Genomic DNA, 21,955 nt, shown 5'->3' with positions numbered 1-21,955 from the left:
CTCTGGAGCTGCTTCCAGGGCCGTCGGTCATCACGTTCGCGACCGCCTCGTAAAGGGGGCAGACTGGGGGCATGTCCGAAGTGCGCGAAGAGAACCCGTCCGGCTTCACCCTCTGGGCCGTCTGGCGACGCAATCCCGATGTGCCCGTCACTGAGACCGACTCGACGGAGCTCGAGACGATCGTCTCGTACGTCGAGGATTCCGGCGTGACCGTCCGAGGCTTCTACGATGTCTCCGGTCTCAAGGCCGACGCCGACCTGCTGGTGTGGCTGCACGGCTCCACAGCCGAGGAGCTGCAGAAGGCACTGCGTCGACTGCGTCGCACCGAGCTGCTCCGGTCGCTCCTCCCGGTGTGGAACGTGATGGGCGTGCACCGCGACGCCGAGTTCAACCGCTCGCACGTCCCCGGCTTCCTGCGCGGCGTCGAGCCGAAGGACTGGCTCTGCCTGTACCCGTTCGTCCGCACGCCGGAGTGGTACCTCGCCCCCGAGGAGGAGCGTCGCAAGATGCTCGCCGACCACGGCCGCAAGGGTGCCGCGTTCAAGGGCGTCATCGCGAACACGGTCGCCGCGTTCGCACTCGGCGACTACGAGTGGATCCTCCCGCTCGAGGCCGATGACGTGACCGAGCTCGTCGACCTGATGCGTGACCTCCGCTACACCGATGCGCGTCTCTACGTGAAGGAGGAGCTGCCGTTCTACACGGGACGCAGGCTCCGGTTCGACGAGATCGCGGACGTGCTGCAGTAGGCCGCCCGATGAGCACTCCGATCCGTCTGGGAACCCGACGCAGCGCGCTCGCGCAGGCGCAGTCGGGTCACGTCGCCGCTGCGCTGGAGAAGGTCATCGGCTGTCCGGTCGAGCTGGTCGCCATCACCTCGGAGGGCGACACGAACCGTGCCTCGCTGTCTGAGATCGGCGGTCAGGGCATCTTCGCCACTCGGCTGCGTGACGCCCTGTTCGCGGGGGAGTGCGACTTCCTCGTGCACTCGCTCAAGGACCTGCCGACCGCGATCCCCGAGGGTCTCGTGATCGCTGCGACGCCGCCGCGTGAGGACGCCCGCGACATCGTGTTGACGCGAGGCGGCATCCCGCTGCACGAGTTGCCCGCCGGCAGCACGATCGGCACCGGTTCGCCGCGTCGCATCGCGCAGGTCCGCAGGCGTGCACCGCACGCGGAGGTCGTCGACATCCGCGGCAACGTGGACTCCCGGCAGGCCAGGGTCGTGTCCGGCGAGCTGGACGCCGTGATCCTCGCCGCCGCCGGTCTGCGCCGTCTCGACTCCGCCGCTCCGCTGCGTCGAGAGGCCCTTGGCCTTGCCGAGTGGCCGACCGCCCCAGGACAGGGTGCGCTGGGGGTGGAGACGACGACGGATGCTCCGGCCGAGCTCCGTGCGGCCCTCGCCGTCCTCGACGACGAGGCGACCCGTCTGGCCGTCACGGTCGAGCGCGCGATCCTCGAAGGACTCGATGCGGGATGCCAGGCTCCGATGGCCGCGCACGCGGTCGTCGACGGCGACTCCGTCCGCGTCAGAACCGTCGTCTACGCGACCGATGGAGGGCGACGCATCGGCCTCGACGTCACCGAAGGCCTGAACGGGGAGTATATTCGTCGGAACGGCAGTGGCAATGGAGCGGATGCTGCCGATGGTGCAGGCCCGATCAGCGCAGCGCGCGAACTCGGGTTGACTGTTGCCCGTCGGCTGCTCGATCAAGGGGCGGCCGACCTCGTCTCCCGAGAGCAATCCTCATGACATCCGAAACGAAACACGAACGACCACTGGACGGCTGGCGAATCCTCGTGCCGCGCGGAGGGCCGTGGGGCGACGGTGTCGCCGCATCCCTGCGAGCGCAGGGCGCAGTCCCCGTCGTCGCGCCGCTGATCAACTTCGCGCCCACGACCGACCAGCCGACGCTCGACGTCGCGCTGGAGCAACTGGCTGCCGGTGCCTTCGACTGGCTGACCGTGACGAGTGCCACCACGGTCGACGTGATGTTCGCGCATCGCGCCGTCGTCCCGCGCACGACGCGGATCGCGGCCGTCGGTGAGACCACTGCTGCGGCGCTGCAGGCCGTCGGCTACGAGGTCGCGCTGGTGCCGGAGCAGGACAACTCCGCTGAGGGCATGGCCACGCAGCTGCTCGCGCTCGAGACCGAGCCGCGTCGCATCCTCGCGCTCCGCAGCGAGATCGCGAAGCCCGTGTTGAGCAGCATGCTGTCGGACGCAGGGCACGACGTGCACAGTGTGGTCGCGTACCGCACGGTCGGTGTGCCGGTGACCGAGCGCATCAAGCGGGATGTCGAGAACGGCCGCATCAACGCGATCCTGATCACGAGCGGTTCCGTCGCCGAGCAGGTGCGCGAGCAGTTCCCGGAGATCCCGGAGGAGACGCTGCTCGCCGCGATCGGACCCCGCACCGCGCGCGACGCCGAGCGGGCCGGGCTCCCCGTGTCGGTGGTGGCCGATCGCCAGACGGTCGACGCCCTGATCGACGCGGTCTCGCACTTCACACTTCCGCACGCGGCTGACGAGTTCGCGCCGTGAGCTTCCCCGAAGTCCGCCTGAGGCGGCTGCGTCAGTCCCGTGCCGTGCGCGATCTCGTACGGGAGACCACGCTGCGGCCGAGCCAGCTCGTGCTCCCGCTGTTCGTGCGGGAGGGGATCGACGAGCCGGTCGCGATCGGTTCGATGCCGGGCGTCGCCCAGCACTCGATCGATTCCCTGCGCGCCGCAGCGGTCGACGCAGCGGAGGCCGGTGTCGGCGGCGTCATGCTGTTCGGCGTGCCTGCGGTGCGCGATGCGCGCGGCTCCGGTGCTGACGACCCTCTGGGCATCCTGAACGTCGCGACCGAGGTGCTGGCTGCCGAGGTCGGCGACGCCCTGGTCGTGCAGACCGATCTCTGCCTCGACGAGTTCACGGATCACGGCCACTGCGGCGTGCTCGCTGCAGACGGCTCCGTCGACAACGATGCGACGCTCGAGCGCTACGCCTCGATGGCGATCGCCCAGGCACGCGCCGGCTCGCAGCTGCTCGGCCTCTCCGGCATGATGGACGGCCAGGTCGCGGTGATCCGTGACGCGCTCGACGCCGAGGGATTCACGCAGACGCTGATCCTCGCCTACGCCGCCAAGTACGCGAGTGCGTTCTACGGCCCGTTCCGCGAAGCCGTCGATTCGCAGCTGGTCGGCGACCGTCGCACGTACCAGCTCGACCCCGGCAACCGCCGCGAGGGCGTGCGCGAGGCTGTCGTCGATGAGGCGGAGGGCGCCGACATCGTCATGGTGAAGCCGGCGATGGCGTTCCTCGACGTGCTGCGCGAGGTCCGCGACACCGTGCATATTCCGGTGTGGGCATACCAGGTCTCGGGCGAGTACGCGATGATCGAGGCCGCAGCCGCGAACGGATGGATCGACCGCCGTGCGGCCGTCCTCGAATCGCTGCTTTCGATTCGCCGCGCCGGCGCTGACGCGGTTCTGACGTACTGGGCGACGGAAGCCGCCCACTGGCTCGACGCCTGAGGAGCATTTCACCACCATGAGCGACCGCAACGACGATCTGTTCTCCGCCGCCAGAGCGGTGATCCCCGGTGGGGTGAACTCGCCGGTGCGGGCGTACGGGTCGGTCGGCGGCACCCCGCGCTTCCTCGCCTCCGCGAAGGGCGCGAGGGTGACGGATGCTGCAGGCGCCACCTACGTCGACCTCGTCGCCTCGTGGGGGCCGGCGCTGCTCGGACACGCCCACCCCGAGATCGTCGCCGCTGTGCAGGAGGCCGCGACCCGCGGGCTCTCCTTCGGCGCACCGACCGAGGGTGAGGTCGAACTCGCCTCCGTGATCGCTGATCGTGTGCGCTTCGGCGAGGTGCGTCCGGTCGAGCGGGTGCGCCTGGTGTCCACCGGCACCGAGGCGACCATGACCGCGATCCGTCTGGCGCGAGGTGCGACCGGTCGCGATCTGCTCGTGAAGTTCGCCGGCCACTACCACGGTCACTCCGATGGACTGCTGGCCGAGGCCGGCTCGGGCGTCGCGACCCTCGCACTGCCCGGTTCTGCGGGTGTGCCAGCGCCGATCGCCGCTCAGACGCTGGTGATCGGCTACAACGACCCTGAGGCGCTGGCAGCAGTGTTCGCCGAGCACGGACCGCGCATCGCGGCCGTCATCGTCGAAGCCGCAGCCGCGAACATGGGCGTCGTGGCCCCTGCGCCGGGTTTCAACCGTCTGATCGCCGACACGGCGCATGCGCACGGCGCCCTGATGATCCTCGACGAGGTGCTCACCGGGTTCCGCGTGCACTCCGCCGGTTTCTGGGGGCTGCAGGCCGCGTCCGGCGAGGAGTATCTTCCCGACATCATCACATTCGGCAAGGTCGTCGGCGGTGGGATGCCGTTGGCAGCCCTCGGCGGACGTGCCGAGGTCATGGATCTGCTCGCCCCGCTGGGGCCGGTCTATCAGGCAGGCACGCTCTCCGGGAACCCGCTCTCGGTCGCCGCAGGACTCGCGACGCTGCGCCTGGCCACGCCCGAGGTCTACGCCACGGTCGATGCTGCCGCTGACCGCGTCGCCACCGCCCTCGATGCCGCGCTCACCGGCGCCGGTGTGACGCACGCCGTCGCGAGAGCCGGGAATCTGTTCAACGCGTCGTTCCGCGCATCGGCCCCTCGCGACTACGCCGAAGCGCAGGCACAGGAGTCGTTCCGTTACGCGCCGTTCTTCCACTCCCTGCGCGAGCAGGGCATCGCGCTCCCGCCGAGCGTGTTCGAGGCCTGGTTCCTGACCGCCGCCCACGGCGAGGACGAACTGCAGCAGATCGAGGCAGCACTCCCCGTGGCGGCCGCGGCCGCAGCCGCAGCGCGGGCCTGACGAGCATCCGACTGGTTTGGGCTCGGGCCGCGGGCTCGGGCACGGGCACGGGCAAGCCAAGTCCGGGCAAGCCAAGTCCGGACAGCCAAGTCCGGTCAGCGGGGTCCGGTCAGCCGGGTCCGGTCAGACAAATCCAGCCAGCGGGTCCGGTCAGACGAACATGACGCGTCGAGGTGCGTGGTCGGTGTATCTGCGACCGAGCGGACTGATCCACTCGATGTCGCCGCCGGCCCGTTGCTGCGCCCTCCATCGGTGTCGATCGTCGATGCCCGGATGCTTGAGCACGTGGTGCCCGGTGCAGAAGTGGCTCAGGTTGTCGAGGCTCGTTCGCCCGCCCAGGGCGTGGTCGTGATTGTGGTCGATCTGGCATCGGTGCACCGGCATCCGACATCCGGGGAATCGGCAGTGCTGATCTCTCGCCCGCAGGAACCGTCGCATCGCCTCGGTCGGCGTGTAGGCGTCGGTCTCGGTGATCATGCCCGTCGGATCGAGGAACAACCGCGACCACCCGCCGGCGCCTGCCGCGAGCTCCCGAGCGATGTCGGGGTCGAGTGGACCGAGCCCGTCGAGCTCGGCCGGACGGTCGTCCGCGCCGGCGAGGGTGGTCGCAGCGATCGTGACCTGAATGCGCGCTTGCACGTGCTCGACCGCGGTTCCACCCGCGGTGGTGGGGTCGGATGTGAGCAGCAGATCGGTCAGCAGGTCGGCTCGCAGCTGGTCCATGGTGCGGGTGTCAGCGAGGATCACTTCGACGAAGGGCTGTGGGAGCGGGTCGGTGGTGAACGTCTCCTCGCCGAAGATCGCGGACGCGTCGAGCAACGGATCGGAGCAGTCGAGGTCTTCGGGGTACACCGCATCCTCGCCGGCATCGAGGAGATCGAGGTCGGGAGGTGGCTCGACGTCATCGCGAGCGGCGACGACCTGGCGTGCGAGCCGGGTCAGTCGATCCATCACCGCGGCCGCGAGATGCTCGGGCAGCACGATCGAGATCAGAGCGAGGCCGTCGTCGACGGAGCGCATCGTGACCGTGCGCTCTGCGGCGGCGCTCCGATGGCGCTCGACCAGCGTCGCCCCCGCGAGTGCCGCGGCGAGCTGCCGGACCACCGAGCGCGTGCGCATCGGGGTGTCCTGTTCGGCCACGACCACGGCGGCCTCGTCGTATATGGCCAGGGTTCCGGCATCCACACGCCCATCGCTGACCGCCTCGCGGACGATGGATCCTGCACGGAGGATCTCCCGCACGTGCGCCGCCGTGATCGCTCCCCGCTGGAACGAGTCCCGGACGGCGGCGTGCTCCGCGTCGAGCAGCGCGGCATCGGCGAACGCGTACTCGATGCTGCCCTTCGCAAGGCGACCGGCAGCAGAGTACTCCGCGATCATCGAGCGATGGATCGTGTCGCGATGGTGCGGATTCTCACTGGCATCGGCGTCGCCGAGGCGCATCCGATCGGCGAGGAGCTGCATCGCCTCGGACTCGAGCCTGGCGATCTCGCGCCGCTTCGCTACCCAGGCATCGAGCATCGTCTGACGCTGCTCGAGGTCGTGCCGGGCGGTGGATTCCATACCCCTAGACTAGAACATACGTACGACACTCGGCAGAAGGGCTGTGGATAACTCGTGGACGTGAATCGCTCGACGAAGGAGGAATCCGACAATGGATCGTTGCCTTCCTGTGAGCAACTTCCAGACAACTGGGAGGGCCACGCTGGCAGACTGGTGTCATGGTGACGTTGCTCTTGGATCAGACGCAACTCGAGGTCGTGCTCTCGCCGATCGAGCGAGCCGCCACCTTCCACCGCGACAACGTGCGCATCGCCCGCGACACGATCACCAAGGTGCAGCTGACCGATGACGCCTGGACCTGGCTGCGTGGCGTGCCGAACCCTGGGACGCACATCCCCGGCGTCCTCGCGGCCGGCAGCTGGAAGGCAGCGGGCAGCCTCGACTTCGTGCTCATCCGCCGCCGCCGCCCGAGCGTCGTGATCGACCTCGACGGCGACCCGCAGTACCGCAGACTCATCCTGACGACCCGCCACGGCATCTCCCTCACGCAGGCGCTGCGCCTCGACGTGTCGGACGAGCCGGCCGACGTCGAGGAGATCGTCGCCACATCGCCGACGCCAGTGACCAAGGGCAGCCGGCGCCCGGTGATCCGGCCCCGTCCGGCCTCCTGAGCAGTCCGAACGAAGAAGCCCTCCGCGATCTCGCGGAGGGCTTCTTCGTCAGGTGGGGCGACTCGATTCAGCCGTTGTGGTGATGCTCGTCACCCTCGTGGTGCTCGTGGTGCTCGCCCTCGTGGTGTTCCCCGGAGGAGTCCTCGGACCCGTTCGCTTCGGGGCCCTGCTCCTCGGATGCTCCCTCGTTCGCGGTGTCCTCGGATGCCGCCTGCGGCACCGTGTCGATGACACCCGTCGAGGCGACGCTCCAGGTGGTCGACTCGTCAGCGGTCTGCTCGCCGAGCGGGTAGTCGCGGGGCTCGTCCTCGTAGTACGCACGCGCAGCAGCCGCGAGCATCGTGCTCACCGCGGCAGAACGCGGATCCTCGTCCGAGGCGTCATCGTCGGTCTCGCTCGCGGCACCGCCGAGGTCGTCGAAGATCTCGATGCCGGATGCTTCCGCGCCATCACCCTCGGTGTGCTCAGTGTCGGCATCCGCGTCGCCAGCATCCTCGCGCTCGCCGTCGTGCTGCTCGCCGTTGTTCTGCTCGCCGTCATGCCGCTCGGCGTCGTTTCCGTCGTGGTCGTGCTGGTCAGCGAAGATCTGACCGACGTCGTGCACCGGCTCGTCGCCCTCGCCCTGCGTCGAACCGGCAGCAACCGGCGCCGCAGTGCCGAACAGGATTTCGTCGAACGACGGCGACGCAGGCGCTTCCACTGCCTCGTCTGAGCTCGCCTCTGCGTCGGAATCATCTGCGACGGGCTCGTCTGTGACGGGCTCATCTGCGTCGGACTCGTCTGCGTCGGACTCGTCTGTGTCGGCAGTCGGGTCCGAGCTCGCCTCGTCCGCCGGGGTGGCCTCCTCGGCTGCGGCATCCTCGTCGCCGGTCGGGATATCGGCCTCAGCTTCGGCCTCGATCGGCGCTGCGTCATCGGCGGGCGCTGCATCGGCCTCGCCCTCCGCACTCGCAGCGATCCCGGCGGCGGCGACCGGGTCGGCCGGCGCTCCACCTGAGACAGCGGCAGACACGGCAGAGGTCTCCGCGACCAGGGCCTCGTCAGCAGCAGCATCTGCCACAGCGACGGGCGCCGCCGCGATCGGCAGTCCGGAGCGGGCCGGCGTCAGCTGCGAGGCCGCTGCCGAGGCGCGTGCCTCGAGCTTGCCGCCGCGCACGAGATCGATGAAGACGTCTTCGAGGGTCGGGCCCCGCTGCACGAGCGTGCTGAGCGCGATGCCGGCCTGCGCCGCGACGGCGCCGACCGTGCTGGCGTCTCCGCCACGCACCGTGAGACCGGAGCGCAGCACCTCGACGTCGAAGCCTGCGGTCGAGAGCGCGGTCGTGAGGGCGGCGCGATCCGCGGCATCCACCACGACCGAACCTGCGGCCGGATCTGCCAGCGTCTCGATGCCGCTCGACAGCACCAGCTGGCCCTTCGAGAGCACCAGTACGTTGTCGGCGACCTGCTCGACCTCGCTGAGCACGTGCGAGGAGACGAGCACCGTGCGGCCCTCGTCGGCCAGGCGGCGCATCAGCAGGCGCATCCAGCGGATGCCCTCAGGGTCGAGGCCGTTCGCCGGCTCGTCGAACACGAGTGCTCCTGGGTCGCCGAGCAGGGCGTGTGCGACGCTCAGGCGCTGGCGCATGCCGAGCGAGAACCCGCCGATGCGCGAATCGCCCTCGCCCTCGAGGCCGACCTCTGCGAGGACGTCGTCGACGCGGGACAGCGCGATGCCGTTCGCCTTCGCGGCGATCGTGAGCTGACGGCTCGCCGTGCGACGGGGGCGGTACGCCGTCTCCTCGAGCACGGAGCCGATCGTGCGCAGCGGCTGACGGAGCTCCGCGAATGCGGTGCCGCCGATCGTCGCCGTGCCGCTCGTGGCGCGGATCTGGCCCAGCAGGATGCGCAGCGTGGTGGTCTTGCCGGCTCCGTTCGGGCCGAGGAAAGCAGTGACTGCGCCGGGCTCGACGCGTGCGGACAGGTCCGAAACAGCGGTCACCTCATTGAAGCGCTTCGTCACATTCGTGAATTCGAGCACCTGTCCGTCGGGCATCCGCGACCTCTCCTTGCATTGGGCACTTCCCTCTATCCTGCCGGAAAAGCGGTCGGATCGCGTATTTCGTGCTGATTCGCGCCCCTGCGATCGGGGTAGCCTGGCACCCGTGACCGATTCCCAGACCGCCCCTCGTGTCCTCGTCCGCACGGAAGGAGCCCTCGGAAGGCTCACGCTCAATCGCCCCGAGGCGATCAACGCGCTCGATCTGGGGATGATCCAGCAGCTCACCGAGGCGTTGGACGCATGGCGCACCGACACCGATGTGCAGATCGTCCTGATCGACGGCGAGGGCGAGCGCGGCATGTGCGCCGGGGGCGACGTCCGCGCCCTGCACGGCCAGATCGTGTCCGGTCGCGCCGATGAGACGGCCGAGTTCTTCCGCGCCGAGTACGCCCTCAACGCGATGATCGCCGAGTACCCGAAGCCGGTGGTCACGATCGCGGACGGCATCACGATGGGCGGCGGCATCGGCCTCGCCGGGCATGCCGCGATCCGCATCGTCACCGAGCGATCGAAGCTCGCGATGCCCGAGACCCGGATCGGCTTCACGCCGGACGTCGGCGGAACATGGCTGCTCGGCCGTGCGCCAGGTCGGTTCGGGGAGTACTTCGCCCTCACCGGATCGTCGATGAACGCGGCGGATGCGATCTACCTCGGGTTCGCGGACCACATGGTGCCGTCCGACCGCCTCGAGGCGCTGCGCGAAGCATTGGCGTACCGCGCAGACCCGACAGGGCCGACCGAGATCGTGCTGCTGTTCGACGAGACCCCCGACCCCTCGGAGCTCCCGTCGGCACGCGAGTGGGTGGATGACGTCTTCTCGGCGCCCACCCTGCCCGAGATCGTCGAACGCCTGCACGCGCAGGGGACGACGGATGCCGCGGAGGTCGCCGATCTGCTCGACGGACTCGGCCCGACCGGTCTCGCCGTCACGCTCGACGCGGTGCGCGAGGCGCGTGCGCTCCCGGGTCTTCGGGCCGCGCTGGAGGGGGAGTACCGACGGGTGCTGTGGTTCGTGACGCAGCATCCTGACCTCGTCGAGGGGATCCGCGCGCAGCTGGTCGACAAGGACCGGAACCCGCAGTGGCAGCCCCCGACGATCACTGAACTCGACGCGGATGCCGGTGCGCCGGCACGCGCGTACTCCCCAGCGCTTCCCCTCTTCTGAACCGAGGTCGCAGGTCGACGGCGGTTCGCTGTCAGCGAAGGTCCCTCCGCAGGGGGATACGAATGTCCGCAGTTCGTGGCACTCTTTCTTGTGGCCGGTTGTCGGTCGGCGTCCGTCTGCCGAGAAACCCGCCGTTGCACCCTTCCTAGAAAGTCCGCCTGTGCTGGGAAAAATCCTCTTCCGCTATCTCTCTCGCTATCGGTGGCTGCTCCTCGGCGTGCTGGTGTTCCAGCTCGCGAGCGCTGCGGCGACCCTCTACCTCCCGCGTCTGAACGCAGACATCATCGACAAGGGCGTGGCCCAGGGTGACACCGGGTACATCTGGCGCACCGGTCTGTTCATGCTCGCGGTGTCGCTGGGGCAGATCGTCGCCTCGGTCACCGCGACCTTCTTCGCCGCGCGCGCCGCGATGGGCGCAGGCCGCGACATCCGCGCCGACGTGTTCGGCAAGGTCAGCGGCTTCTCCGAGCGCGAGGTCTCGCAGTTCGGCGCCGGCTCGCTGATCACCCGCAACACCAACGACGTGCAGCAGGTGCAGATGCTGGCGATGATGGGTGCGACGATGCTCGTCACCGCGCCGCTGCTCGCGATCGGCGGCATCATCTTCGCCGTGCAGACCAACGTCGGCCTGAGCTGGCTCATCGCCGTCTCGGTGCCGCTGCTGCTGCTCCTCGCCGCGCTCGTGATCGGGCGCATGGTGCCGCTGTTCCGCAGCTACCAGGGCAAGCTCGACAACGTGAACCGCATCATGCGCGAGCAGCTCACGGGTGTGCGCGTCGTGCGTGCGTTCGTGCGCGAGCGCATCGAGGAGGAGCGCTTCCGCGGCGCCAACACCGACATCATGGTCGTCGGCCGCAGGGTCGGCTCGCTGTTCGTGCTGCTGTTCCCGCTCTTCATGCTGATCCTCAATGTGACCGTCGTCTCCGTCATCTGGTTCGGTGGCATCGAGGTCAACAACGGCACGGTGCAGGTCGGCACGCTGTTCGCGTTCATGCAGTACATCGGTCAGATCATGGGTGGCGTCATCATGGCCAGCTTCATGGCGATGATGATCCCGCGCGCCGCCGTCTCGGCCGAGCGCATCGGCGAGGTGCTCGATTCCGAGTCCACCCTGGTGCGTCCGGAGAACGGCGTCACCGAGTTCCCGGTGCCTGGAGCCGTCGCGCTGGACGACGTCGAGTTCACCTACCCCGGTGCCGACGCCCCCGTGCTGCGCGGCATCAGCTTCGGCGCTCAGCCCGGTGAGACCGTCGCGATCGTCGGATCGACCGGATCGGGCAAGACGACCCTCGTGTCGCTCATCCCGCGTCTGTTCGACGTGTCAGGAGGCTCCGTCCACGTCGGCGGCACCGATGTGCGCGAGGCCGACGTCGAGGCGCTGTGGGACAGCATCGGCCTGGTGCCGCAGCGTCCGTTCCTCTTCACCGGCACCGTCGCATCGAACCTCCGCTACGGCCGCGAGGAGGCGACGGACGAAGAGCTCTGGCGCGCACTCGAGATCGCGCAGGGTCGCGACTTCGTCGAGGAGATGCCCGACGGTCTCGAGTCGCGCATCGCGCAGGGCGGCACGAACGTCTCCGGCGGGCAGCGCCAGCGTCTCGCCATCGCCCGAGCCATCGTGCACCAGCCGGACATCCTCGTCTTCGATGACTCGTTCTCGGCGCTCGATCTGACGACCGACGCCCGGTTGCGACAGGCACTGTGGCGGGAGCTTCCGCAGGTCACGAAGATCGTGGTCGCGCAGCGCGTCTCCTCGATCACGGATGCCGATCGCATCGTCGTACTCGACGGCGGCACCATGGTCGGCGTCGGCACCCACGCGGAGCTGCTCGAGACGAGCGACACCTATCGGGAGATCGTCGAATCGCAGCTGGGGGTGGACGCATGAGCGACCAGGGCACGAACCCTTCGACGGGCACAGAGTCCACGGTGAAGCGTGGCCGCGGCAAGGCGCCGACCGTCGCGCCCGAACTGACCGCAGAAGAGCAGTACGAAGCAGAGCTCGCCGAACAGGCTCGCCAGAACTCCGGTGACTGGGACAGCGTCGCACCCGGCAAGGCCGACAACTTCGGACCGAGCTTCGCGCGGATGATCGGGCTCCTGAAGCCCTCGGCCATCTGGTTCGTCTTCGTATCGCTGCTCGGCGCGCTCGGCGTGGTGCTCACCGTGGCGGCGCCCAAGGTGCTCGCCGAGGCGACCAACCTCGTCTACAAGGGCTTCATCTCGATCCAGCTCGGACAGCCGAACGGTGACGCTCCCGGCTTCCCGGCCGGGACCCCGCAGGACGTCGTGATCACGGCGCTGCGCGGAGCCGGGCAGGACGACTTCGCGAACCAGGTCGGGGCACTCGGCGACTTCACCGTCGGTCAGGGCGTCGACTTCGATGCGCTGCGGCTCGTCATCGCCGCCGTGCTCGGGATCTACGTCGCGGCCGCGTTCCTCACGTGGATCCAGGGCTACGTCATCAACGTCATCATGGTCCGCACCATGTGGCGCCTGCGCGAGCGGGTCGAGGCGAAGATCAACCGGCTTCCGCTGTCGTACTTCGACAAGGTGCAGCGCGGTGAGCTGATCTCGCGGGTCACGAACGACATCGACAACATCACGCAGACCATGCAGCAGTCGCTCTCCGGAGCGCTCACCTCGGTGCTCACCGTGATCGGTGTGCTCATCATGATGTTCTCGATCTCGTGGCAGCTCGCGCTCGTCGCCCTCATCACCCTGCCGCTCATGGCCGTGATCTTCGGTGTCATCGGACCGCGTTCGCAGAAGGCCTTCGGCACCCAGTGGCGCAAGGTCGGCCGACTGAACGCCCGCGTCGAGGAGGCCTTCTCCGGCCACGCGCTGGTGAAGGTGTTCGGACGTGAGAAGGATGCGCTGGAGAAGTTCCAGGTCGAGAACGAAGAGCTGTTCCAGGCCAGCTTCAAGGCACAGTTCTTCTCCGGCATCATCATGCCGGCGATGATGTTCGTCGGAAACCTCAGCTACGTGGGCATCGCGGTGCTCGGCGGCCTGATGGTCGCCAACGGCCAGCTGCGTCTCGGTGACGTGCAGGCGTTCATCCAGTACTCGCAGCAGTTCACGCAGCCGCTGTCGGAGCTCGGTGGCATGGCCGCGGTCGTGCAGTCCGGTACGGCATCGGCCGAGCGCGTGTTCGAGCTGCTGGATGCCGAGGAGCAGGAAGCCGACGACGCTGACGCTCCCGCGCTCGTCGAGGGCAAGGGCGTCATCGAGTTCGAGAACGTCGCGTTCTCGTATACGCCTGATCGTCCGCTCATCAAGGACCTGTCGTTCCGGGTCGAGCCAGGGCAGACGGTCGCGATCGTCGGGCCGACCGGTGCGGGCAAGACCACGCTGGTCAACCTGATCATGCGCTTCTACGAGCTCAGCGGCGGCCGGATCGTGCTCGACGGACAGGACATCGCCGAGATCACCCGCGACGACCTGCGTTCGCGCACCGGCATGGTGCTGCAGGACCCGTGGCTCTTCGCAGGGAGCATCCGCGAGAACATCCGCTACGGTCGCTCCACCGCGACCGACGACGAGGTGCTCGAGGCCGCCAAGGCGACGTACGTCGACCGTTTCGTGCACGCGCTCCCCGAGGGGTACGACACCGTGCTCGACGAGGACGCGGCGAACGTGTCAGCCGGCGAGCGTCAGCTGATCACGATCGCTCGCGCATTCGTCGCACAGCCGTCGATCCTCATCCTCGATGAGGCCACGTCGGCGGTCGACACCCGCACCGAGCTGCTGCTGCAGCACGCGATGGCGGCGCTCCGTCACGGACGCACGTCGTTCGTGATCGCGCACCGCCTGTCGACGATCCGTGACGCCGACCTCATCCTCGTGATGGAGCACGGCGACATCGTCGAGAAGGGCACGCACGACGAGCTGATCGCCGCGCAGGGTGCGTACTGGCGGCTGTACCAGTCGCAGTTCGAGCAGGCAGCGACCGACATCGACGCCGAGAACGCCCTCACGGGTTCGACGCCGACGGTCGTCAGCGGCGAAGCCGAGGAAGCAGCGGCGGATGCCGTGGTCGGCGCATCCGTCGGCGCGCAGTCGCCCGTGTCGGAGGCCGCTGCCGCGAAGGCCGTGATCGAGACGCCGAACGAGGCGCCCGAGCAGCGAGGCTAGCTCCGCGCAGACGACGATGCCCCGCTCCGGTGACCTGGAGCGGGGCATCGTCGCGTGGTGAGGATGCGCCGCCCGGGCGTGCGGCGACCAGGGCGTGCGGCGACCTGGCAGGTGGGGCAGGTGTCGCATGTGGTCGCCTCGACATGAGGGATGCGGCCAACTGAGACCCCTCTCCGGGGGCAGGTGCCGCATGTGGTCGCCTCGACGCGAGGGATGCGGCCAACTGAGACCCCTCTCCGGGGGCAGGTGTCGCAGGTGGTCGCCTTGACGCGAGGGATGCGGCCAACTGCGCCACCTCCCGGTGCCGGGGGTGCGCTCAGAGCTTCTCGGAGTCGAGGCCGAACAGTTCGAGCGGGTGCGTCAGGCGCCACCACGCGCTCGGCCCGACGATGTCGTCGGCGAGAGCGATCGTGGTCGTCGTCGCATTGAGTGGACCCGTCGTCGTGAGCGTGCCGACCGCGGCGTCCTGATCACGCGCATCGGCGAGGTCGAACGCCGGGCTCGCTGTCGCGGACGCCCCCGCCCACAGCACCACGCGAGCATCCGCATCCGTGACGACGTCGACGGTCTCGCCCCACTCGGTCTCCACCGTGCCGACGACCGTGCCCTGCGGCACCGTCGGCGCCTGCGCGTTCAGCGCGGCCTCCATCTCGGCGAACAGCGAGCGCGTCGTCGCGAGGCGCTGCGCATCGTCCTGCTGGTTCAGGACCGCTGCGAAGAGGTGCACGGTCGTGTCGTCGACCGTGACGTCCTTGGCGGTGAGCAGGTTCCATCCGACGAGCGTGCCCGTCTTGATGCCGACCACGCCGGGGTCGGCGAGCATCCCGTTCGTGTTCGTGACCTCGCCGGCACCAGGCAGGTTCACGGAGCGGGTGCCGACGATCTCGGCGAACACGGGGTTGCGCATCGCATACTCGCCGATCGCGACGAGCGCTTCGGGAGTCGCGACGTTGCGTTCATCGAACCCGGAGGGCGTCACCACCGTCACGCCGGTGAAACCGCGCGAGCTCAGCCAGACCTGCGCGGCCTGCGCGAACTCCTGATCGGATCCCCAGATCTCATCCGAGAGGCGATCGATGTAGTTGTTCGCAGAGCCGAGCAGCGTGCCCTGCAGCATCTGGTACTCGGTGAGCACGCCGCCGACCGGCACGTCGAGCGCGGACTGATCCGACCTCCGGTACGACCAGTAGTCGAGGTTGTCCTGGCGTGTGAACGAGAACTCGGGTCCCTGCTCGCCGAGAGCGAGGGGCATCCGGTCGAGCACCATCATCGCGCTGACGACCTTGGTGACACTGGCGATGCTCACGGCGTCCAGGGCGGATGCTGCGGAGCCCATGCCGGCGATGCCGACGCCCGCGCTGCCCTGGGCCGGCCAGGTGAGCGCCGCGGCATCCGCCGGGGTCGGGGCGAACTCGACGGCCGCGACGGTCGGTGGGATCTCGTGCAGCGGCCAGAGGAGCGTCGTGCCCGCGTAGGCGCCGACGAGTCCGATGAGCACGCCGAGCGGCACCAGCACACGGGGCCGGGCGAACGCAGGGCGCAGTCTCGCCCCGCGCATGAGGGCGGTGCCGGCCGCAGCCTCGTCCGCCCGATCGAGCGTGGCGGTGGGAGGGTGCGCCGCCACCTGGACCGGATCGACCCAGGTGAGGGCAGGGACGCGCTCGGTGTCATCCACCCACTGGGCTTCGGGAACGAGGATCGCCGTCGGGTCGGCCCACTGGACCTCGGGCGTCGGCTCCGGTGCGACGACCGCCGGGTCCGGATCCGTCGGCTGGGTGACCTCGGACTCTGCCGGCGCGTCGGGACGAGCGGCGTCGTCGACGGCATCCGCGGCGTCGTGCGCGGAGGTGGCCTCGGCAGGGTCAAGAGCGGTCACTTGCCTACGGTACCGAATCCTCTCGACTGTCGCCGTGAAGGCGGCCCCCGAGACAGCGGTGTCGGGAGTCGCTAGGATCGTCACTACAACCACGGGAGTCCGGCGAGCCGGGCTGAGAGGGAGCGAATCGCGCTTCGACCGTCGAACCTGATCTGGGTCATGCCAGCGCAGGGAGGAGTTCAGATGAGTACGTCCACGTCCACATCCACGCAGCAGGCATCCGCCGGTGCGAACGGCCTTCGTCGCACGCCGGTCTGGCGCTGGCGCGTGGTCGACATCGTCGTCGCCGCGGTTCTCGGCGTCGCGATCGGTCTCGTCTTCTGGGGCTGGAACACGATCGGCTACGCCTGGTTCGGTGCTGCCGATGCCCTCACTCCCGGTCTCGGCGGCATCGCGGTCGGCATCTGGCTGCTCGGCGGGGTCGTCGGCGGGCTCGTGATCCGCAAGCCCGGTGCCGCGCTGGTCGTCGAGCTCGTCGCCGCGATCGTGTCGATGCTGATCGGCAATGTCTGGGGCATCTCCACGGTGCTCTCCGGTCTCGTGCAGGGCCTCGGCGCCGAGATCATCTTCGCGCTGTTCTTCTACCGCCGCTTCGGCATCACGGTCGCCGCCCTCGCCGGCGTCGGAGCCGGGGCCGCCGCCTGGGTGTTCGAGCTCTTCTACGGCAGCTCGCCCAACATCCTGAAGTCGTTCGAGTTCAACACGATCTACCTGGTCAGCGTCGTCATCTCCGGCGCGATCCTCGCCGGTGTGGTCGGCTGGCTGCTCGTGCGGGCCCTCGCGGTCACCGGCGCCCTCAACCGCTTCGCCGTCGGGCGAGAGCACGTGCGCGAGGTCTGAGCGTGACCTTCGCCGCCCCGGCCCGCGTGCAGGCTGCGGGCTGGGGCTGGCGGTACGTAGGCCGGAAGCGTCCTGCCGTGTCCGACGTCTCGTTCACGATCGAACCTGGTGAGCGGGTGCTGCTGCTCGGCGCATCCGGTGTCGGCAAGTCGACGTTGCTCGCAGGCCTCGCCGGGGTGCTCGGCGACGATGACGAGGGGGAGCGCACGGGTTCGCTCCGCATCGACGGCGCGGCTCCCGAGTCGCGGCACGGGCGAGCGGGACTCGTCCTGCAGGACCCGGATGCCGGCATCGTGCTGTCGAAGGTGGGCGACGACGTGGCCTTCGGTTGCGAGAACCTGGGCGTCGCGGCATCCGAGATCCCGGCTCGCGTGGCGGAGGCTCTGGATGCCGTCGGGCTCGACGTTCCGTTGCAGCGCGCGACCAAGGCGCTCTCCGGCGGGCAGAAGCAGCGCTTGGTGCTCGCCGGTGTGCTGGCGATGCGCCCAGGGCTGCTGCTGCTCGACGAGCCGACCGCGAACCTCGACCCCGAGGGCGTCCGCGAGGTTCGGGCGAGCGTCGAGCGTGCCGTCGAATCCACCGGCGCGACGCTGATCGTCGTCGAGCACCGCACGCCGATCTGGGTCGACCTCATGACGCGCGTCATCGTGCTCGCGGCCGATGGCGGGCTGCTCGCCGACGGTGCACCGGCGCAGGTGTTCGCGGAGCACGGCGACGTGCTCGCGGATGCCGGGGTGTGGGTGCCCGATCGCGGCGTCGACCTTCCCGTGCTGCAGCGGGTGACGGCATCCGATGCGCTGTCGGCATCCGGCCTGTCGATCGCGCGGGAGTCGGGGGTCGTCGTGCAGTCGGGCCTCGACGTGCGCGTGCCGCGCGCGAACGCCACGGTGATCACCGGGCCGAACGGGGCGGGCAAGTCGACGCTCGCGCTGACGCTCGCCGGGCTCATCCCGGAGCACGCCGGCGAGGTGCGATCAGCGCCGGAGCTCGCCGGCCGCAAGGGTACGCGACCGATCCGCTGGACATCGCGAGAGCTGCTCACCCGCATCGGGATGGTGTTCCAGGAACCGGAGCACCAGTTCCTCACCCAGACGCTGCGCGACGAGCTCGCGGTCGGTCCGCGCGCGCTCGGCTGGGATCAGGGGAGGACGGATGCCGTGGTCGACGACCTGCTGGAACGCCTCGACCTGGCCCCGCTCGCGCTCGCCAACCCCTTCACGCTCTCCGGCGGGCAGAAGCGGCGGCTGTCGGTCGCGACGGTGCTCGCGGGATCCCCGGAGGTGATCGTGCTCGACGAGCCGACCTTCGGACAGGACCGGCGTGGATGGATCTCGCTCGTCGCACTGCTGCAGGAGGAGATCGCGCGTGGCCGTTCGATCGTCGCCGTCACGCATGACGACGCCGTGATCAGACACCTCGGCGGGCACCGCATCGAGCTGGGGGCGGCATCGTGACGACGACCGAGACCGCCCGCCCGGCATGGCTCGACGGCGTCAACCCGGTGACGAAGCTCGTGCTCGCGGTGCTGTTGTCGGTGCCGCTGTTCGCATCGATCGACGTCACGAGTGCGCTGGCCGCGATCGCGTTGCAGCTGCTCTGCCTGCCGCTGACCGGGCTGCGTCTCGCGACTGTGCTGAGACGACTGCTGCCGATCGCGATCTTCGCGCCGATCGCCGGCGTCAGCATGCTGCTCTATGCCGAGCCCGCCGGGCACATCTACTGGACGTTCGGTTTCGCGACGATCAGCGACGACTCCATCACGCTCGCGATCGCGGTGAGCCTGCGCGTGATCGCCCTCGGCCTGCCGACGATCCTGCTGTTCGGCGGCACCGACCCGACCGAGCTGGCGGATGCCCTCGCGCAGGTCGCGAAGCTCCCGAGCCGCTTCGTGCTCGGCATCCTCGCCGGCACCAGGATGCTGGGGCTGTTCCTCGACGATTGGCGCACGATGAGTCTCGCCCGCCGAGCGCGTGGCGTCGGGGATCGGGGCGTGCTGCGGCGGTTCTTCTCGATGGCCTTCGTGCTGCTGGTGTTCGCCGTTCGACGCGGATCGAAGCTGGCGCTCGCGATGGAGGCGCGGGGCTTCGGCTCCGGCATCCCTCGCACCTGGTCGCGGCCGTCGCGCCTGCATCCGCGCGATGCCGTCGCGCTGTTCGGCGGCATCGCGATCATGGCGCTCGCGCTCGCCGCGGCGGTGCTCGTCGGGACGTTCCGCTTCGTCTGGAGCTAGGCAGCGGTCGAGCTGGGCGGGGCGGCGGAGGCCCTGCTCACGTCTCGTTCCAGAGCCGGCGGTAGTACGCGATGCGCTCGAGGTCGGGTGCGATGCCGTAGGCGTCGATCAGGGTGTCCTCCCATCCCTCGCCGAAGTTCCACACCGTGCTCATCGACGCGACCGCGATATCGGCCCAGCGGTCAGCGGTGCCGAGCGCGGCGAGATCGACGACTCCGGCCGGTCGCCCTGCATCATCGAGCAGCGTGTTGGGCATGCAGGCATCGCCGTGGCAGACGACGAGCCGATCGATCGGCGGAGCCTCTCGCAGCTCGGCCGGCACGATCACCCCGCGCTCCGCGGCGTTCGCGATGCGCGCCTCGACGCTCCACTCCCAGGGGCACTCGTCGACCGGCAGTGCGTCGTGCAGGGCGCGCAGGGCTTGGCCGACGGCGCGCACCGCGAGCTCGGGTTCGCCCTTCCACCGGGGATCGACCGCACTGTGCGCATCGAGTGCGACGGTCACGAGCCACTCCTCTGCGTCGTTCTCGCCCTGCGCGATCACCTCGGGTGCCGCGATCCAGTGGCGTGCCCAGCGCATGCGCTCGGCCTCGTCGCGCATCGACGCCTCGAGGTCGAGCGGCCCCCATTTGATGTAGCGGGCGTCATCCGTGCGGAACGTCAGGCCACCGATCCCATTCAGCCAGACCGGCGTGAGTGCGGCGCCGCGGGCGAGTTCGCGCACACGATCCGGCACCTCGACCGAGGCGTTCGGGACGGATGCCGAGGGGATCACCATGCCACCATCCTGCTGCACCCGACCGACGAGAGCGTGAGACGGAGGGCCGCGTTGGCTGAGACTGCGTCGCACGACTAGTCTCGTAGGCACCGGTCACGACGTCGTTCGAAGGAGAACAGCATGCAGATCAGCGGTCAGGGCGCGCTCATCACGGGCGGCGCCTCAGGACTCGGACTCGCCACCGCTCGAAGGCTGGTCGCAGCCGGCGGACACGTCACGATCATCGACCTCCCCTCCTCGCAGGGCGCGGAGCTGGCGGATGAACTCGGCGGCCTGTTCGTGCCGGCCGACGTCACCAGCGTCGACGAGGTGCAGGCCGCCGTCGCCGCAGCACAGGCCGCCGCTCCACTGCGGATCGTCGTGAACTGCGCCGGCATCGCCCCGCCTGCGAAGGTGCTCGACCGCGATGGCAACCCCGCAGTGCTCGCCGACTTCGAACGCGTGATCCGCATCAACCTCGTCGGCACGTTCAACGTGCTCTCGCAGGCATCCGCCGTCATCGCGAAGAACGACCCGATCGACGGTGACCGCGGCGTCATCGTGAACACCGCCAGCGTCGCCGCGTTCGACGGCCAGATCGGCCAGCCCGCGTACTCCGCGTCGAAGGGCGGCGTGCACGCCATGACGATCCCGGTGGCGCGTGAGCTCGCCCGCCACGGCATCCGCGTCTGCACGATCGCGCCCGGCATCATGGAGACCCCGATGCTGATGGGTCTGCCGCAGGCGGCGCAGGACTCGCTCGGCCAGCAGGTGCCGCATCCCTCTCGCCTCGGGCGTCCCGACGAGTACGCGGCGCTCGTGCAGCACATCGTCGAGAACGGCTACCTCAACGGCGAGACCATCCGCCTCGACGGCGCGATCCGCATGGCGCCGAAGTAATCCCAGACCGCCGCGTCGCTCCGGTCGCACGTTGTGCCGCCTCGGCGAAGCGCCGGCGGCAGGAAGTGCGACCGGAACCACCAGCATCCAAGGAGAATCCATGTCACTCGCAGGAAAGACCATCCTGATGTCCGGCGGAAGCCGCGGGATCGGCCTCGCGATCGCTCTGCGCGCTGCACGCGACGGCGCGAACATCGCGATGCTCGCGAAGACCGACAGCCCGCATCCGAAGCTCGAGGGCACGATCCACACCGCCGCCGAGCAGATCAGGGCGGCCGGCGGTCAGGCGCTGCCGATCGTCGGCGACGTGCGCGAAGACGACGACATCACCGCGGCGGTGCTGCGCACGCAGGGCGAGTTCGGCGGCATCGACATCGTCATCAACAACGCCAGCGTGATCGACCTCTCGCGGTCGCTCGAACTCAACGCCAAGAAGTACGACCTGATGCAGGACGTCAACGTGCGCGGCACGTTCATGCTGTCGCGCGCGGCGGTTCCGATCCTGAAGGATGCCGAGAACCCGCACATCCTCTCGCTCTCGCCGCCGCTCAACCCCTCGCCGAAATGGCTCGGCGCGCACACCGGGTACACCCTCGCCAAGTTCGGGATGACGATGGTCACCCTCGGCCTCGCTGCCGAGTTCGCGCGCGACGGCATCGCCGCGAACACGCTCTGGCCGCGCACGACGATCGCGACCGCCGCGGTGCAGAACCTGCTCGGCGGCGACAAGGTGATGGCCGCGAGCCGCACCGCCGACATCTACGCGGATGCCGCCTACGCCGTGCTCGTGAAGTCGGCGGCCGAGTACACGGGCCAGTCGCTGATCGTCGAGGATGTGCTGGAGGCCGACGGCATCACGGACTTCTCCGGCTACGCCGCGATCCCCGGCACCCCCGACGACCGGCTCTTCCCGGACATCTTCCTCGACTGAGCGTCCTCCCCCTCCCTCCCTGCCCACTGAAGCTGAGGGGTCAATAC

General features: G+C 69.3%; 18 protein-coding genes and 1 riboswitch. Of the genes, 14 read left to right on the top strand and 4 right to left on the bottom strand.

What is annotated here, in order from left to right:
• Positions 1-71: 71 nt before the first annotated feature.
• From hemQ to RS83_RS03765, 5 genes are read left to right on the top strand one after another with little or no spacing between them, the layout of a single operon-like run.
• Complete coding sequence (gene hemQ, locus RS83_RS03785; protein WP_045278192.1) at positions 72-749, top strand: hydrogen peroxide-dependent heme synthase; 678 nt, start codon at positions 72-74, stop codon at positions 747-749.
• A gap of 8 nt (positions 750-757) precedes the next feature.
• Positions 758-1,753, top strand: a complete 996-nt coding sequence (hemC, locus tag RS83_RS03780; protein WP_045278191.1) for a hydroxymethylbilane synthase — start codon at positions 758-760, stop codon at positions 1,751-1,753.
• A complete protein-coding gene (locus RS83_RS03775; protein ID WP_045278190.1) occupies positions 1,750-2,544 on the top strand; it encodes a uroporphyrinogen-III synthase in 795 nt (264 codons plus the stop codon). The genes hemC and RS83_RS03775 overlap by 4 nt, the downstream gene beginning before the upstream one ends.
• Positions 2,541-3,518 (top strand): porphobilinogen synthase, encoded by a 978-nt coding sequence (gene hemB / locus RS83_RS03770; protein WP_045278189.1) that lies wholly within the window; start codon positions 2,541-2,543, stop codon positions 3,516-3,518. Before RS83_RS03775 ends, hemB begins: the two co-directional genes overlap by 4 nt.
• 16 nt (positions 3,519-3,534) lie before the next feature.
• On the top strand, positions 3,535-4,857 hold the full coding sequence (locus RS83_RS03765) for a glutamate-1-semialdehyde 2,1-aminomutase (RefSeq protein ID WP_045278188.1): 1,323 nt from the start codon (positions 3,535-3,537) through the stop codon (positions 4,855-4,857).
• Positions 4,858-5,007: 150 nt separating this feature from the next.
• Here the strand turns inward: RS83_RS03765 and RS83_RS03760 are convergent, their stop codons facing one another.
• Positions 5,008-6,420 (bottom strand): HNH endonuclease signature motif containing protein, encoded by a 1,413-nt coding sequence (locus tag RS83_RS03760; protein ID WP_045278187.1) that lies wholly within the window; start codon positions 6,418-6,420, stop codon positions 5,008-5,010.
• 158 nt (positions 6,421-6,578) lie between these two features.
• On the opposite strand from RS83_RS03760, the gene RS83_RS03755 reads away from it, so the two are divergent.
• Positions 6,579-7,031, top strand: coding sequence for a hypothetical protein (locus RS83_RS03755; RefSeq protein ID WP_045278186.1), 453 nt, complete (start codon positions 6,579-6,581; stop codon positions 7,029-7,031).
• Positions 7,032-7,098: 67 nt separating this feature from the next.
• Here the strand turns inward: RS83_RS03755 and RS83_RS18915 are convergent, their stop codons facing one another.
• Complete coding sequence (locus RS83_RS18915; RefSeq protein WP_082071510.1) at positions 7,099-9,066, bottom strand: ATP-binding cassette domain-containing protein; 1,968 nt, start codon at positions 9,064-9,066, stop codon at positions 7,099-7,101.
• 109 nt (positions 9,067-9,175) lie between these two features.
• On the opposite strand from RS83_RS18915, the gene RS83_RS03740 reads away from it, so the two are divergent.
• The 3 genes from RS83_RS03740 (at position 9,176) to RS83_RS03730 (ending at position 14,374) form a co-directional block, all read left to right on the top strand.
• Positions 9,176-10,237, top strand: a complete 1,062-nt coding sequence (locus RS83_RS03740; RefSeq protein ID WP_045278185.1) for an enoyl-CoA hydratase/isomerase family protein — start codon at positions 9,176-9,178, stop codon at positions 10,235-10,237.
• A 160-nt stretch (positions 10,238-10,397) separates the two neighbouring features.
• A complete protein-coding gene (locus RS83_RS03735; protein WP_045278184.1) occupies positions 10,398-12,125 on the top strand; it encodes an ABC transporter ATP-binding protein in 1,728 nt (575 codons plus the stop codon).
• On the top strand, positions 12,122-14,374 hold the full coding sequence (locus RS83_RS03730) for an ABC transporter ATP-binding protein (protein ID WP_052678831.1): 2,253 nt from the start codon (positions 12,122-12,124) through the stop codon (positions 14,372-14,374). The genes RS83_RS03735 and RS83_RS03730 overlap by 4 nt, the downstream gene beginning before the upstream one ends.
• Before the next feature lie 316 nt (positions 14,375-14,690).
• Here the strand turns inward: RS83_RS03730 and RS83_RS03725 are convergent, their stop codons facing one another.
• Positions 14,691-16,250, bottom strand: coding sequence for a D-alanyl-D-alanine carboxypeptidase family protein (locus RS83_RS03725; protein WP_052678828.1), 1,560 nt, complete (start codon positions 16,248-16,250; stop codon positions 14,691-14,693).
• An 81-nt stretch (positions 16,251-16,331) separates the two neighbouring features.
• A riboswitch (TPP riboswitch) is annotated at positions 16,332-16,443 on the top strand.
• Between RS83_RS03725 and RS83_RS03720 the strand changes: the two genes are divergently transcribed.
• The 3 genes from RS83_RS03720 (at position 16,434) to RS83_RS03710 (ending at position 19,320) form a co-directional block, all read left to right on the top strand.
• A complete protein-coding gene (locus tag RS83_RS03720; RefSeq protein ID WP_045278183.1) occupies positions 16,434-17,090 on the top strand; it encodes an ECF transporter S component in 657 nt (218 codons plus the stop codon). Its footprint overlaps the riboswitch before it by 10 nt.
• Positions 17,087-18,544: an ABC transporter ATP-binding protein gene (locus tag RS83_RS03715; protein ID WP_419760965.1), complete on the top strand. Its 1,458-nt coding sequence runs from the start codon at positions 17,087-17,089 to the stop codon at positions 18,542-18,544. The genes RS83_RS03720 and RS83_RS03715 overlap by 4 nt, the downstream gene beginning before the upstream one ends.
• Positions 18,541-19,320, top strand: a complete 780-nt coding sequence (locus RS83_RS03710; protein ID WP_045278182.1) for an energy-coupling factor transporter transmembrane component T family protein — start codon at positions 18,541-18,543, stop codon at positions 19,318-19,320. The genes RS83_RS03715 and RS83_RS03710 overlap by 4 nt, the downstream gene beginning before the upstream one ends.
• A 37-nt stretch (positions 19,321-19,357) precedes the next feature.
• On the opposite strand, the gene RS83_RS03705 is transcribed toward RS83_RS03710, so the two are convergent.
• Positions 19,358-20,098 (bottom strand): aminoglycoside 3'-phosphotransferase, encoded by a 741-nt coding sequence (locus tag RS83_RS03705; RefSeq protein WP_045278181.1) that lies wholly within the window; start codon positions 20,096-20,098, stop codon positions 19,358-19,360.
• Positions 20,099-20,218: 120 nt separating this feature from the next.
• On the opposite strand from RS83_RS03705, the gene RS83_RS03700 reads away from it, so the two are divergent.
• Together RS83_RS03700 and RS83_RS03695 are read left to right on the top strand one after the other, a co-directional pair.
• Positions 20,219-20,977 carry an SDR family NAD(P)-dependent oxidoreductase gene (locus RS83_RS03700; protein WP_045278180.1) on the top strand — a complete coding sequence of 253 codons (759 nt, stop codon included), beginning with the start codon at positions 20,219-20,221 and terminating at the stop codon, positions 20,975-20,977.
• Between the two features lie 100 nt (positions 20,978-21,077).
• Positions 21,078-21,908, top strand: a complete 831-nt coding sequence (locus RS83_RS03695) for an SDR family oxidoreductase (protein ID WP_045278179.1) — start codon at positions 21,078-21,080, stop codon at positions 21,906-21,908.
• The last annotated feature ends 47 nt before the right edge of the window (positions 21,909-21,955 follow it).

The sequence above is a fragment of the Microbacterium oxydans genome (genome assembly GCF_000956525.1).
GTDB lineage: Bacteria > Actinomycetota > Actinomycetes > Actinomycetales > Microbacteriaceae > Microbacterium > Microbacterium oxydans_A.
The sequence above is the reverse complement of the archived record's forward strand: the minus strand, read 5'-3'. Positions and strand labels throughout refer to the sequence as shown.